Below are 14508 nucleotides of genomic sequence, written 5' to 3' on the forward strand. Positions count from 1 at the left end.
AAATGCTTCGATGAGACTTAAATCAAGCGACTTTTTCACACAACGCTTGAAAGAGTGGGGAGTCACTTTTCGTAGACCTTTTTAGTCACCCATTAAATAACCAGTAGGCTTTAAGGCGCTTGCGACGTGAAGGGGGTGAAGTCCTGGACCTAAGCGTCAGTAGTTTGGTGCTGACGCTTAGGGGTTGTTGATCATAACTTTCAGCGACAGCCATGGAACTGACCATGATAGCTCATGGAAAGGTTTAGCTCTGATAACGAGACTGAAAAATGGCTCGAGTACATACCATTTACGGTACGGGGTTCTGCGTTGACGTTTGTAATAAGGGGTGATTAAGGATTAAAGTCCAGATTCCCGCATCCGTCTGGCTCGCGACATTGGCATTCCTCTATTAGGGTTAAGTAGACAGGCAAGCCACGGGGGACGACATGAGCAATTTTAACGAAGCAAACGAGTTTGATTTGCTGGATCGCTACTGGCGGGCCGCCAATTATCTTTCAGTCGGTCAGATCTACCTGATGGGCAATCCACTACTACGTGAGCCATTGCTTCCAGAGCACATTAAACCGCGTCTGCTCGGGCATTGGGGAACGACGCCCGGCCTGAACTTTATCTACGCCCACCTTAACCGCATCATTTGCCAGCGCGAGTTGGACCTGCTTTACGTATGTGGTCCCGGGCACGGTGGCCCGGGCATGGTGGCGAACAGCTGGCTTGAGGGCAGCTACAGTGACATCTACCCGCACGTCAGCGAAGACGCTGCGGGCATGCAGCGCCTGTTTAAGCAGTTTTCTTTCCCGGGGGGCATCCCCAGCCATGCCGCACCCGAAACGCCGGGTTCGATTAACGAAGGAGGGGAGCTGGGTTACTCACTGTCACATGCTTTCGGTGCCGCCTTCGACAATCCAGATTTAATTGTCCCCTGCGTCATCGGTGACGGAGAAGCAGAAACCGGTCCGCTGGCAGCGAGCTGGCACGGCATTAAATTCCTCAATGCGAAGCGCGATGGTGCCGTACTGCCTATTCTGCATCTCAACGGATATAAGATAGCCAACCCCACGCTGCTCGGCCGCAGCAGTGATGAAGATTTGCATCAGCTGTTCAGTGGTTATGGTTATCAGCCAGTATTTGTCAGCGGGCATGAACCTGCGGATATGCACAGGCAAATGGTCAAGGCGCTGGATACCGTTTTTAATCAGATAGCAGACATCCAACAACGTGCCCGCAGCAATAGTTCCCCTGATTCGTTGCCGCGATGGCCGATGATCGTTTTGCGCAGCCCTAAGGGCTGGACCGGACCAAAAGAAGTTGATGGTAAGAAAGTCGAAGATTTCTGGCGTGCGCACCAGGTGCCGGTATCCGGCTGCCGGGAGGATAAAGGCCACCGACAGATCCTTGAAGCGTGGATGCGCAGCTATCAGCCTCAGGAGCTGTTCGACGAGAGTGGCAAACTCAGACCAGAACTACGTGCGTTGGCGCCTGTGGGCGCTAAAAGGATGGGCTCGACGCCCTATGCTAATGGAGGGCGACTACGTCAGGAACTTAACACACCTGACATACAGGACTTTGCGCTCAAGACCGGCAAGCCGGGCAGCACAAGTGGGCAAGCTACTGAGCAGTTCGGCCACTATCTCAGCGAAATTTTTACACGCAACGCCGTTAATTTCCGTTTGTTTGGTCCGGATGAAACTGCCTCGAACCGCCTCTCGCCAGTGTTTGACGTCACTCAGCGCACATGGATGGAGCCGGTCAGGAATTACGATGAACAGCTGTCTCGTGATGGTCGGGTAATGGAAATCCTCAGTGAACATCAGTGTCAGGGCTGGCTTGAAGGGTACCTGCTCACAGGACGACACGGACTGTTTAACTGTTACGAAGCTTTTATCCATATTGTCGACTCGATGTTCAATCAGCACGCCAAGTGGCTGAAAGTCAGCCGGAAGCTGGGGTGGCGTAAACCGATATCATCACTGAATTATCTCCTTTCCTCGCATGTCTGGCGGCAGGACCATAATGGCTACAGCCATCAGGATCCGGGATTTATCGATCATGTCGCGAACAAGAAAGCTGACATTGTACGAATCTACCTTCCTCCGGATGCCAACACGCTGCTGTGGGTCGGTGATCACTGTCTGCGAACATGGGACAGGATCAATGTCATCGTGGCCGGCAAACAGCCTTCCCCCCAGTGGCTGGATATGAAGAGCGCTGTTGCGCACTGTGAAGCCGGAATGGGCGAATGGCGCTGGGCAGGCTGTGAGGGCGAACCTGACGTGGTGATGGCCTGTGCAGGCGACGTCCCGACCATGGAGACGATGGCGGCAGTGGACCTACTGAGAGGCTATCTGCCTCAGTTAGGCGTGCGGGTAGTGAACGTGGTCGATTTGCTGGCGCTGCAGACAAAGGAGCAGCATCCCCATGGCAAATCCGAAGCCGAATTTGATGCGCTTTTCACGGCTGATAAACCGGTGATATTTGCGTTCCACGGCTATCCTAGCCTCATCCATCGGCTGACCTATCAGCGCAATAATCATCGCAATTTCCATGTGCACGGCTTTAACGAAGAGGGCACAACCACCACGCCATTTGATATGACGGTGCTCAACGAGCTCGACCGCTATCATCTGGCGCAGGCCGCCATTCTGCACGTGCCGGGGCTGGCCGAACGCCACCCGGAACTACTGGATGACCTGCAGGAACGTATTGCTGAACATCATCGCTATGTGCGTGAACACGGCGAGGATGTACCTGAAGTGCGTGACTGGATCTGGTCAGGTTGACGCGTGTTGCATGAAGCTTTAGCGAAATACCGGATGACTGCGTGGCTGCTAGACTTTGATCTGGGTATATCCGCCTGAAAGCAGACAGGGTATTTCCAGTCCGTGCCCGAAAACGATAAGGATACTGTGTCACAGCCCGTTCCCATTCTGATACAAGGCGACCTGGTGGTTATCTATGACGGCGTCTGTAAACTCTGCAACGCTTGGGTCCGTTTTTTACTGTCTCATCGCCTGCCCCCGCACGTAAGATTCGCACCGGTTCAGAGCCACGAGGGGAGAACGCTGCTGGAGCATATCGGTATGTCAGCAGACAGCATCCATACCATTGTCCTTTTCGACGGGCAGCGATACTGGGTACGATCTGAGGCTATCTTCCGCATTATGCGCTTTCTGCCCTGGCCCTGGAGACTTCTGGCTTTACTGCGTTTTATGCCCCTGGCGGTCACCGACTCGCTCTATAATTGTGTTGCCCGAAACCGCTATCGCGTATTTGGGCGTTACGATTCCCTGCGCACCCCAGAGTCTGACCGTCCCGACCGCTTTTTAAATCAGTGAATATGTCTGCCGTGTTTCAGATGGATCCATCCTGTTATCCTTTGATTCGGATAGCTCCTGACTGTTGCGTTAATAACCCGGAGAGGTGAATGCATAATCTTGATCTACAGGTTCTGGAAACCGGCCGCAAATGGGCAGGCCAGCATGAAGTCTGGCTCTGTACCGTACTCAGCACCTACGGGTCATCTCCCCGACCACCGGGTGCCATGATGGTAATCAGTAGAGAGGGTTTAACCTGCGGTTCACTTTCAGGGGGATGCGTTGAGGAGGATTTTATCCGGCGTATTCAGCAGGGGGCATTTGCGGCGTCAAGCCAGGTGGTGCGCTACGGAGAGGGTGGACTTGAGCCCGGCATCGCGCTGCCCTGTGGTGGAGTGCTGAATATTCTGGTGGAAAGAGTTGAGGCCGGCACCCGGTCGGTCGAATACTTTAAGCAGATGTCTGAGGCGCTTATCGGTGCCACCGCCCTCAGGAAGACGATCCGGCTTCCTTATCCCTGTCGGGAGCTGGAACATATTCCCTACGCAAGTAGCACTACCGCCCTGCAGCAGGGAGATATAATTACGTTCACCCTCTCAACCCCACCAAGGGTGATTATCTGCGGGTTATCGAGCGTCGCCGTGTTCTGTGCCAATTTCGCCGTGGCGCTGGGCTTTGAGACGCTGGTTTGCGAACACCGCCCCGAAACGCTGGCAAGCCAGGCATCTCTACTGGATCCGGGCGTTCACCTTATTGAAAAGTTTCCCGCCGCGTATCTTCAGCGGGAAGGGTGCCACCAGGCCACGGCTATCCTGTCGCTGACGCACGATCCGCGCATTGATGACCTGTCGCTGATGGAGGCGGTGAACTTGCCGGCTTTCTATATCGGGGTGATGGGGTCAAAACGTAACAGCCTCCAGCGTAAAGCGCGACTGAAGACCTTTGGTGATCTCGACACGCTGCAGTTAGAGCGCATACACGCACCAGTGGGAATGGATATTGGCAGTAAAACGCCTTCTGAAATCGCCTTGTCGATCATGGCCGATATCGTTCGCTATAAATACGACCGTACTGATTCCATAAAGCCAATCGGTCGCTCAGAAGAGGGAGAGGATGGCTATGCTGAGCAAGCCCACAGGCAGGTTTAAACGGTTCAGCAAAACCGGAGCAGGGCGTAAGCAACGGATCGCTGCACAGAAGGACTTTGCTATACGGTTAGGGCTCCGTCAGCCAGCATCGGGCTGACGGAACCGACTTCATATAAACTCGGGAAGCCCTTCCAGCAGCTTATCCAGCGTAACCGGGTAATCCCGGACACGAACACCGGTGGCATTGTAGATGGCGTTAACAATCGCGGCGCTGACGCCACACAGCCCGAGTTCACCCACGCCTTTCGCTTTCATCGGTGAGGACACCGGATCGTCATCATCGAGAAAAATGACCTCCTGCTTCGGGATATCCGCATGCACCGGGACTTCGTAACCGGCCATATCGTGGTTAACAAAAAATCCCTGCTTCTCATCCACGGCGAGCTCTTCCATCAGCGCAGCACCAAGCCCCATGGTCATGGCACCAATCACCTGACTGCGCGCTGTTTTAGGGTTCAGAATACGCCCGGCCGCACAGACTGCCAGCATCCGCCTTACGCGCACTTCCCCCGTAAACCTGTCCACGGCCACTTCAACAAAGTGTCCTGCAAACGTTGACTGCTGGAATTGCTGGTCAAGGTCACCAAACTCAATGCTGTCCTCAGCGGTAAGCGGGCCGGATGCTGCTGCCGTGGCCAGCGCAGCGCGGCGGTCGCCCTGTATAACCTGTCCGTCGGCAAACTCCACGTTATCGCCGTCAAACCCCAGCTTTTCAGCAACCTCTGCGCGCAGTTTCACACAGGCAGCATAGACACCAGCCGTTGAGGTGTTTGCACCCCACTGACCACCCGATCCTGCGGATACCGGAAAGTCAGAGTCCCCCAGCCTGACGGTGACCTGCGCCGGGCTGACCCCCATCATCTCCGCCGCCGTCTGGGCAAGAATGGTGTAGCTGCCGGTACCGATGTCCGTCATGTCGGTCTCGACCGTCACACGCCCGGTTTCATCCAGTTGCACGCGCGCTCCGGAGGTCGCCACCATGTTATTACGAAAGCCGGTGGCCATTCCCATGCCTACCAGCCAGCGGCCCTCACGCACCGGCGCAGGCTGAGGCGTCCGCTTATGCCACCCAAACCGCTCAGCGCCCGTCTTCAGGCATTCCACCAGCTGACGTCGCGAAAAGAAACGCTCCGGATGAGCCGGGTCAACCTGCGTGTCGTTACGGATGCGAAAGGCGACAGGATCCATTCCCGCTTTTTCCGCCAGTTCATCGATGGCTATCTCAAGCGCCATCAGCCCAGGCGCCTCACCCGGGGCGCGCATCGCATTGCCTTCTGGCAGATCAAGCTGGGCCAGGCGCAGGCCCGTGTGACGGCTGGCACCGGCATACAGCAGTTCTGACTGCTGGACGGCGGTTTCGGGGGTGCCACCGGGAAGATTGCCGGACCAGCTGTTATGAGAAATCGCGGTGATCAGCCCACTGCTGTCAGCGCCAAGCTGGATATGCTGAACGGTGGCTGGCCGGTGTGTGGTGTTGTTCGGGATGACGGGTCTGGGCAGCATGACCTTTACCGGTCGGGACGTCGTCCGCGCGCCGAGCGCCGCCAGCAAAGCGTCACTGCGCAGAAAGAGTTTGCCGCCGAATCCACCGCCTATGTAGGGGGACACAATGCGGATCTTCTCAACCGGCATGTTGAGCGTTTCTGCCAGATCGGTTCGGCACCAGTCAATCATCTGATTGGAAGTCCACAGCGTGAGCCTGTCATCTTCCCAGACTGCCATAGAGGCATGCGGCTCCATGGCCATGTGGCTCTGGTCGGGCGTGGTATAAGTTGCGTCCAGCGTCACGCAGGCCTCAGCGTAAGCCCGGTCAAAGTCGCCAATGTTTTTGTCAGGTTCATCCTGCATTGGCGTATCGACGTTCTCTTTCTCAGCGGCCAGGCTGTAGTGGCCCGGTGCAGGCTGGTAATCCACTTTCACGCTGTAAGCCGCCGCGCGGGCCTGTTCAAAGGTTTCCGCGATGACGACAGCAATAGCCTGGTGATAGTGCTCAATTTTGTCGACGGCCAGCAGCGTTGCCGCATTGCGATCCGCTTTGCCCAGCGCTTCAACGTCGCGGCCGGTGATGACCGCGAGCACGCCTGGCGCGTTGCGGGCCGTTTCCGTTCTGATGGCGGATATCGTGCCTTTCGCGACAGGGGCGGCAACAATAAAACCATAAGCCAGACCAGGAACGTTTTCATGCCATTCATAGGCGTAGGTTGCGCTGCCTGTCGTTTTAAGTGGCCCGTCAACGCGGTCAAGCGGCTGCCCGACATACCGGAGGTTATCAATAGGGTTCGTTCCCGCGGGTGTCTCAAATTTCATGACTCAGTCCCCCTTGCTTCCGCCAGAACCGAGGCCAGCGTGCGTTTCGCCAGCACCAGTTTGAAACGGTTATCGTCAGTGGGTCGGGCTCCGCTGAACAGCCGATCAAATACCGGCTGGAAGCCATTTTGTATTTCAGCATCGGCCTCATCGCTGCGCCACGGCTTGTAGGCTACGCCGCCCATTGCCACGCGTCCTGACCCGTCTGGCCGGATAATGGCGGCCACCGACACCAGTGCAAACGCGTACGATGCCCGGTCCCGCACCTTGCGGTACAGGTGGATGCCTTCCACGGGTGGAGGCAGAACCACGCTGACAATCAGCTCTCCCGGCTGGAGCACGGTTTCGATATGCGGCGTACTACCCGGGTAAGGATAAAGATCGTTCAGCGCGATACGGCGCTCGCTGCCGTCAGCGCTGACGGTTTCAATTTCCGCCCCGAGCAGCTGCATCGCCACGGCCATATCGCTGGGATGGGTAGCGATACAGTCATCACTGCCCCCCACGATCGCGTGTTGCCTGCTGTAACCTTTAATAGCCGCACAGCCGGTGCCGGGTGCACGCTTGTTACAGGGCTGATTCACGTCATAAAAATAGGGGCAGCGCGTGCGCTGGAGAAGGTTACCGGCCGTCGTCGCCTGGTTGCGCAGCTGCCCGGAGGCTCCCGCCAGCAGCGCTCTCGACAGCACAGCATAATCCCGGCGGATACGGATGTCTGCGGCGAGGTCCGTGTTGCGAACCAGCGCGCCGATACGCAGCCCGCCATCAGGGGTGTCTTCAGTCTGATCGAGCTTCAGACCGTTCACGTCAATCAGATGCCCGGGCGTCTCAATGCCCAGTTTCATCAGATCCAGAAGATTGGTGCCGCCAGCAATAAATCGGCAGCCGGGGTGCTGCTGTGCACTTAACGCCGCTTGCGCAGGTGTGCTGACGCGTTCGTAGGTAAAGGCTTTCATGATCCCTTCCTCCCCGCGTATTCCTGCAGCGCTGAAATAATATTGGCGTAGGCGCCGCAGCGGCAGATATTGCCGCTCATCCGTTCCCGCAGTTCCGCTTCACTGACCTCAGAAGGGGAGACCAGATCCTGCGTGACGTGACTTGGCACACCCGCTTCAATTTCACTGAGCATCGCAACCGAGGAACATATCTGGCCCGGCGTACAGTAGCCGCACTGGTAGCCATCATGCCGGATAAACGCCGACTGCAGCGGGTGAAGATCGTCTGGCGTACCCAGGCCCTCAATGGTGGTGATTTCCGCTTCCTGCTGCATAACGGCAAGCGTAAGGCAGGCATTGATACGCCTGCCGTTTGCAATGACTGTGCAGGCACCACACTGTCCGTGGTCGCATCCTTTTTTTGTGCCGGTGAGCTTCAGCTGCTCCCGCAGAGCATCCAGCAGCGTGGTACGCGTATCGACCTCAAGCTCATGCTGCGTGCCATTCACGTTCAGTGCGATATGGGCATAGCTCGGCATCGCTGTCTCGTTATCATTAATGCTGACCGACAGCGCTGAAGGCTCAGCCGGCCGGGAAGGGGATGTTGCTCTGGTGTCGTGCGGATTCTGGTCGGGCGGATTGCTCATGACATGTCTCCGGATAAAGGAACGGATGCTCACAAAAAAGATATTCAGTTTGTAAGGTTTTTAATCATGTTTAAGCATAGACCCCAAGAGGAGAAAATTTTTCGTCCCACCGCGCGCCACGCCACTGCCCCCCCAATCTGTATGGATGCCGTTCAGGTTTTGCCGGGGATTGCCCGGTAAGCACATCTGAAGCGTGAATTTTCACAACCCTGACTTTTCAGCTATGACTTAACTGTTGGCTTAATTACTAACAAGGGAACCTGCCCCCGGTGTATACGGTTCAGGTGACTTTTACATCCGGTCACTGTGCCTCAGTCAGCCTGGATTTTTTCAGAGGAGATACAATGCGTTCTGGAAGTGAAAAAAAAGCCACCCTTTATCGTATGGTCATGAAAGAGCATGTTTGTCCGTTTGGCATGAAGTCCCTCTGGCTCCTGCGTCATCATGGTTATGAAGTTGACGATCAGTGGCTCAGAACCCGTCAGGAAACGGATGCGTTTAAGCAGGAGCATCAGGTCAAAACCACGCCTCAGACCTTCATTAATGGTGCACGCATTGGTGGATACGATCAGCTGCGCGCACATTTCGGTAATCCACTGCCCGACCCCGGCGAAACCTCTTATCGACCCGTAATCGTGGTATTTGTCATGGCCGCGCTGATGTCGGTGGCCGTTACGCTGGCTGTGTCCGGGCAGCAAGAGGTCATTCGTGGCGTCGAATGGTTTATCACCTTCAGCATGGCCATCCTGGCACTGCTGAAGCTCCGTGATGTTGAAAGCTTCTCCACCATGTTTCTGGGATACGATTTGCTGGCCCGCCGGTGGGTGCCTTACGCCTATATTTATCCTTTCGGGGAGGGGCTGGCAGCATTGCTGATGATGGCTGGCATTCTGCCCTGGCTGTCAGTCCCAATAGCGCTGTTCATTGGCACGCTGGGAGCATTTTCAGTCGTTAAAGCGGTATACATCGACAAACGAGAGCTGCGTTGTGCCTGTATGGGTGACGACAGTAACGTTCCACTGGGATTCATCTCGCTGACTGAAAATCTGATGATGGTCGCGATGTCCGTCTGGACGGCAGTGAACACCTGGTTCTGAGAACCGGGTATTTTGCCTGTTGCCGGGTTAAATCCGTACAATTCAGGGGATAGCAGCCCTCAGGCAATGATAACACCAACCTGGCTTACCTCTGAGCGATGGCGATCGCACTGGCAGGCATGTCATAGCCGTATGAGAGCGCTACCCACTGAGCATCGGTTGCGATGGCCAAGTGAAATGCTAACGGGTATTCAAGTGAATGCAAATTCCCGTGAACAGAGACAGTCCCTTTAACCTGGTCGCCAGCCTGCGTAAGACTGAGGTGAAAAATACTGGTCCCGGGGCGCTGATTAATCTCATTCTGAATAAATCACTTATGGGGAATATCAGGCTCAAAGGGCCAGTACGAAAACCGTACAGTGGGATTTCAAATCCCTCTACCGTACGTGTATAATGATCTCAGTGACAAAAGGAGGTTCAAATGAGCCAGAAACAGCATGCAATAGCTGCTAATGCAGAACAGCTGGATGACCTTTTCAGATTGTTCAAAAAGGTTGAAGGTATTCAGATTTCTGGATCTTCACCAGAAGAGGTGCGTGCAAACTTTCGCCGCGCCCGTAAGGCTAGACAGGGCACTGAGGGATTGAATGCCGGTTTGAGTAAAACCTATTAACCGGGTTGAGATTAACCCGTTTTTTGACGACATCTGTAATTATTTTGGCTTCAGTGCAGATGTCGTCGATGATTATGAAGAAGAACTCGCTTTCATTCAGTTCATCTGGAACTCCAAAAAGCAGGTTGAGATCTATACTCTGGCCCCGGAAGGTTTTCCCAGCAGAGTTAAGGACTCAAACTCCACTCTTGGCTCCTCTCCCTATTACATAGGCCTGTACCACGGTCGGGTAATGCCACCACCTGACTATGATCCGCTGATAGTCGTCACCTTCAGAGATTATGACGAAGGCGGCGAGTCAAAGACTGCTGTCGTTTTACATACGATGATCATCCATGATGAGATGTTTGGCGTGAAAAAGCGTAAGCACGATCTTAACCATATGCGATGGATCCGTCAGCGCCTGACAGACCTTATTGAAGGCAACAAGTCCCCGGACGATTTCCGCTAACCTGCATTATTTACCTAACACAAAATATTATGGACAGCTCTAACCTCTACGTCGATCACCTCGCATGGTGTGCACTCGTGGCTCTTAACATGGCCCGGCAGGCCGGAACCGTGAATTCTTCTGCACAGGAAAATCTTTTCCTGTGCCGGTGGCTGGCGGTCGCTGAGAAAAAGCGCCTGTTTCGCCGTGAGCTGGCTAATGATATTCGCTGGCTTCTGAAAGAAGGCAGGGAAAAGGGGCTACGGGCAGACCTGGCAGGTAAACTGGAATATCTCTGGCGAGCCAGCAGAGGAGATTTGCTGCAGCAGAATGACCTTTTCAGATTGCAGCATGTCATGCACGCCATCACGCTGACAGGTACAAAGTACGGCGTACTCAGTGAGTCTGAATGGGAAGGGCGCCATGCCGTAAAACTCAGCCCAGCTGTACCGGGCCTGTTCATCAGAAAAAGCGATCTTGAAACCGGCTTCAGCGAGGATGGGCGTCAGAGCAAACCCCTTTCCGTTCGCATCACCGCTGAAATTTCTGCAGTGGATGCGCTGCTGACAAGGGCAGGATGGAGTCGCGAATCAGATACCACGGAACCTCTTCTTCACCAGTTGCGTGCGTGCTCCCGGGAAGAGTGAGCGGGTTATTCAGTGGCGATTTTAGCCAGCTATTCTTCTGACAGCCCGGTCATCTCTTTAACAAAATTTAAAGACTTGCCACTTTCAAGCAATTTAACAGCTATGTCCAGGCGGACTTTTTGCTCACCTAACTGCATACCTTTTTCCAGGCCCTTCTGCTCACCCAGTCGAATGCCTTTTTCAATGCCTTTTTCGATGCCTTTCTGTTCCAGTTGCTGTGCAATCGTCATTGCGGCACCTTCTGTGCCAGATTTCGATCAAAAGCTTGGGAATCATCGGTTTCACCAGCCTGTATGAGGCACTGGCGTTTTTTCTTACCCATGTTTTTTAAATCCCGCCTCATCTGCTCTCTTCCGGACAAGTCTAAACAACCGTTCAGAAGCCCTGTATTTCATCACGTCCATTTTCGACTTTAGCGCTGACGCGTATGGAACTCTGCGTTCAGCCAGTAGGCAAAGGTTTTGATCCTGCCGGCAAAAGCCATTATGTCACCCCGTGGGCGATAGCTGATGGACAGCCAGTAATCCATTTCTTCAGCCAGTGCCGGATAACGGGCGTTGAATCTTTCGCAGTAGCCTTCGAGCGAATCGGGCCATTCCTGCTCGCTTTCTTCCCGAAGTATGTTTGTTGCCCTGATGGCCTTGCGTGCTGCGGCCCGCTGTAGCGCATGCCTCTCAGCAGGCTCCAGAGAGGGCTTCATGAGGGATATATAGCTGTTCAGTACCGATAAAAAATCGCCGTTAACGGCAACCGCAATGTCCTTCGAGGGCCTGAAAGGTTCAAACCGTTCGCGCAAGTCCTCTCCAAAAACACAGACGCAGTGGTGCTTCAGCCAGTAGCCCCAGAGATTCTTATTCGCAGGCAGCAATACCGTATCAAGCGTACCCGGGTCGACGTCGATTTTACTGACCACGGGATGGGCCTTTTCAAGGCTGGATTTGACCTCTGCCATTTTACCGGCCGTTTCTTCATCCAGTACCTGGGTGAAAATCACGGTAAGATCGAGATCTGATTCATTTTCTGTTGCACGGCCCTCGGCAACGCTGCCATACATGTAGATGCTGTGGATCAGACCGGGCACTACAGCGGTGAGGCCTTTTACGCTGTCAGTAACAAGCTGCGAAAAGGCTGGCTGGACTTCCCTGGACTCGGGCTGGCAAATGAATCCGTTTTTATCGACGGCCATTACATTTCCTTCATGTCGGGCTTGAGGCTGCCGGATAAACCCGTCAGCACCGTGTTAAAACCATATTACCAGCAGCCTGTACAGACTTCAGGTCAGATACTCAACATTCAATACCCTGCGACGTAAAGAGCTGAAGATCGTATTCAGTTGAACAGGTCACTGAGGCAGTCTCCGGATCTTTCCGTTCAGTTTAACGCTGAGACAACACCACGCGGTTGGTTTAAAATGGACACACGCCTCGCCGAGGAGCCAAAACTGACATGAGTTACCCGAACAACTTTTCCTTTGACATGCCTTACATTGCGGCCGCGTTCCATGCGCATTTCAGCAAATCAAGCGCATGGCCCCAGGGGACACGTTCCAGAGGCATCAGCGATGTCATCAGCCAGGCCTATCCGCTGTCACAGGCTCTGGAAGACCTGGCAAGCGTACGCGAAGAACTGCGCGCCACCTGTCACGTACTCGTCAGCATGTCAGACTTTGATGAAGCAATCAGGATAGGTGACAGCATTCATGTGGAAGTGTCAGTCCTGCTTCTTGAGCTACGCGCTCTCGAGTCTGCCGTGAAAATGGCGGGGAAAACGAATGCTTCACTACAGGCCTGTCTGCGACCTGTATCGCTCGCGCGGGAAGCCGCACGGGATCTTCAGGATTTGCTGCAGCAGATGACCGGTGAGACCGGGCGTCAGGAAAGCAATATCAACCTGATGCACCTCCGCAGACTTGCAGAACATGGTACCCGAAGCGCCGGCACGCGACTCTGAGTAACGTTCAGTGAGCTTCAGCGTCAGTCTTAATCCAGCCCTGCCAGCTTTATTTTACGCATTCTTTGCGGCTGGCCCTGACGTGTCACCACAGCTCGCCGGTGATTTACTGCGTGATTTTGAGCTTTATAATCGTTACGGACTTAAGCCAGACTATTTTGGTCGTGGATGCCGTTACGATCGCCACGAGTCCATTATCAGTTATGAGATTTACCATATCTATCTGGATCTTGTTTCGACGAACCTTTCAGCGCTATACCGACCCAGAACCGATCTCACTCACCAGACAGTCACCATCAGCCGCCAGAGTAATGCTTGTCCATGAAGTCAACCATGGCGCCGGCGTGGGCATCTACGTGACGGATATAGCGCATCACCGTCTCCGCTTTTTTCCACGTGCCTTCCTGCATAATCTGTGCGGTGCTGTATTTCTTCGTGGCCATGTCGACGGCGGCGCCGACGCGGGTACTGTGCCCGGACCAGCCGCGGTAGCGGTTTTTGTTGGCTTTCATGTCCTGCCCGGGACCGGCTTCCCGCCAGGCGCGGACAAAAATATCTTCCAGCGCGCGCGTAGTCAGCGGCTTTTCTGTTGCCGGCAGGGCGCGGTTAGTCCGGTGAACGGGACCGAAGATAAACGCATCCGGCTCGGCGATGAGCCCTGATACAGTCAGCCACGCCGTCAGCCGCTTCGTGGAAAGATCACTCAGCCCCTTAATCAGGCCGCCGGTCATCACAATGGTTTTGGTCCAGGCCACGTCCAGCACGATCCTGCCGTCGGGCGATCGCGATATATCCCGCACGCGAAGGCGGCCCAGCTCGCTGACGCGCAGCAGCGTGGCGTAGGCCACGTGCAGGAACGCCAGGTCGCGCAGCTGCTGCAGCCTGTCTGAATCACACCATCGTTTGTCGAGGGATAGCAAATCCCCAATGCGGAACGGGACGGCCTGACCGGCGCGCTCGCCGCTGATGACCGCGGTACGGTTGATCCTCTTTACCGCGCGAAAAACCAGCGGTGACCGGTTCGGCGGGACCAGACCGGCGTTACGGTGTAACATCGAAATCAGCGCCGCGTGGGTGGTAATGGTCGATGACGCCCGGCCGGTCGCCTGTAGCCAGAGCAGGTAGTCGCGCAGGTCGGCGGGCGTCATCGGCAGGAACCTCCGTCCGTGCTCGTCTGCCCAGCGGCTGCCGGTGCGCATCACGCTGAGCAGCTGGCGCCAGGTGTTGTCGGAAAACGCCTCCCGGTCCTGCACGAACTCGCGCAGGCGTTCAGCCATGTCGGCGTCACCAGGCATCAGCGGGCTAGAGAAGGGCGTCAGTTCAGTCATATCGTCCGTTTTTCAGTCGGTTTGCCTCAGGCGACGCTGTGCGCATTCTGAGAAAATCTCAGGGCAGTTATCCTGCAGATTTCACGCAGCGA

Annotated in this window: 14 protein-coding genes; 8 read left to right on the top strand and 6 right to left on the bottom strand. The window is 55.1% G+C overall.

All coding sequences use genetic code 11. The features are described 5' to 3' along the window. Positions 1 to 428: 428 nt before the first annotated feature. The 3 genes from ACXIZX_RS00400 to ACXIZX_RS00410 all read left to right on the top strand — a co-directional run bounded on the left by ACXIZX_RS00400 (position 429) and on the right by ACXIZX_RS00410 (position 4462). Positions 429 to 2780 carry a phosphoketolase family protein gene (locus ACXIZX_RS00400; RefSeq protein ID WP_479403384.1) on the top strand — a complete coding sequence of 784 codons (2352 nt, stop codon included), beginning with the start codon at positions 429 to 431 and terminating at the stop codon, positions 2778 to 2780. Positions 2781 to 2945: 165 nt separating this feature from the next. After that, entirely contained in the window at positions 2946 to 3335 is a 390-nt protein-coding gene (locus ACXIZX_RS00405) for a thiol-disulfide oxidoreductase DCC family protein (protein WP_479403435.1), read from the top strand. A gap of 89 nt (positions 3336 to 3424) precedes the next feature. Further along, positions 3425 to 4462, top strand: a complete 1038-nt coding sequence (locus tag ACXIZX_RS00410; protein WP_479403385.1) for an XdhC family protein — start codon at positions 3425 to 3427, stop codon at positions 4460 to 4462. A 108-nt stretch (positions 4463 to 4570) separates the two neighbouring features. Here ACXIZX_RS00410 and paoC read toward each other — a convergent pair whose 3' ends face one another. From paoC to paoA, 3 genes are read right to left on the bottom strand one after another with little or no spacing between them, the layout of a single operon-like run. Further along, the gene (paoC, locus tag ACXIZX_RS00415; protein ID WP_479403386.1) at positions 4571 to 6769 is read right to left on the bottom strand and encodes an aldehyde oxidoreductase molybdenum-binding subunit PaoC; all 2199 of its coding nucleotides are present in this window, start codon (positions 6767 to 6769) and stop codon (positions 4571 to 4573) included. Beyond that, the gene (locus tag ACXIZX_RS00420) at positions 6766 to 7725 is read right to left on the bottom strand and encodes an FAD binding domain-containing protein (RefSeq protein ID WP_479403387.1); all 960 of its coding nucleotides are present in this window, start codon (positions 7723 to 7725) and stop codon (positions 6766 to 6768) included. The genes paoC and ACXIZX_RS00420 overlap by 4 nt, the downstream gene beginning before the upstream one ends. Next, complete coding sequence (paoA, locus tag ACXIZX_RS00425) at positions 7722 to 8351, bottom strand: aldehyde dehydrogenase iron-sulfur subunit PaoA (RefSeq protein WP_479403388.1); 630 nt, start codon at positions 8349 to 8351, stop codon at positions 7722 to 7724. The genes ACXIZX_RS00420 and paoA overlap by 4 nt, the downstream gene beginning before the upstream one ends. A 344-nt stretch (positions 8352 to 8695) precedes the next feature. On the opposite strand from paoA, the gene ACXIZX_RS00430 reads away from it, so the two are divergent. From ACXIZX_RS00430 to ACXIZX_RS00445, 4 genes are all read left to right on the top strand, one after another. After that, complete coding sequence (locus ACXIZX_RS00430) at positions 8696 to 9448, top strand: MauE/DoxX family redox-associated membrane protein (protein WP_479403389.1); 753 nt, start codon at positions 8696 to 8698, stop codon at positions 9446 to 9448. Between the two features lie 421 nt (positions 9449 to 9869). Next, complete coding sequence (locus ACXIZX_RS00435; protein WP_479403390.1) at positions 9870 to 10061, top strand: hypothetical protein; 192 nt, start codon at positions 9870 to 9872, stop codon at positions 10059 to 10061. A gap of 232 nt (positions 10062 to 10293) precedes the next feature. Beyond that, entirely contained in the window at positions 10294 to 10512 is a 219-nt protein-coding gene (locus ACXIZX_RS00440) for a hypothetical protein (RefSeq protein ID WP_479403391.1), read from the top strand. Between the two features lie 29 nt (positions 10513 to 10541). Continuing rightward, positions 10542 to 11138, top strand: a complete 597-nt coding sequence (locus ACXIZX_RS00445; protein WP_479403392.1) for a DUF2913 family protein — start codon at positions 10542 to 10544, stop codon at positions 11136 to 11138. 29 nt (positions 11139 to 11167) lie between these two features. On the opposite strand, the gene ACXIZX_RS00450 is transcribed toward ACXIZX_RS00445, so the two are convergent. After that, a complete protein-coding gene (locus ACXIZX_RS00450) occupies positions 11168 to 11368 on the bottom strand; it encodes a hypothetical protein (RefSeq protein ID WP_479403393.1) in 201 nt (66 codons plus the stop codon). Positions 11369 to 11550: 182 nt separating this feature from the next. Next, positions 11551 to 12324: a nucleotidyltransferase domain-containing protein gene (locus ACXIZX_RS00455; RefSeq protein ID WP_479403394.1), complete on the bottom strand. Its 774-nt coding sequence runs from the start codon at positions 12322 to 12324 to the stop codon at positions 11551 to 11553. A 260-nt stretch (positions 12325 to 12584) separates the two neighbouring features. On the opposite strand from ACXIZX_RS00455, the gene ACXIZX_RS00460 reads away from it, so the two are divergent. Beyond that, positions 12585 to 13088: a hypothetical protein gene (locus ACXIZX_RS00460; RefSeq protein ID WP_479403395.1), complete on the top strand. Its 504-nt coding sequence runs from the start codon at positions 12585 to 12587 to the stop codon at positions 13086 to 13088. A gap of 296 nt (positions 13089 to 13384) precedes the next feature. Here ACXIZX_RS00460 and ACXIZX_RS00465 read toward each other — a convergent pair whose 3' ends face one another. Then, a complete protein-coding gene (locus tag ACXIZX_RS00465) occupies positions 13385 to 14416 on the bottom strand; it encodes a tyrosine-type recombinase/integrase (RefSeq protein WP_479403396.1) in 1032 nt (343 codons plus the stop codon). Positions 14417 to 14508: the final 92 nt, after the last annotated feature.

The sequence above is a fragment of the Candidatus Pantoea symbiotica genome, assembly GCF_056491525.1.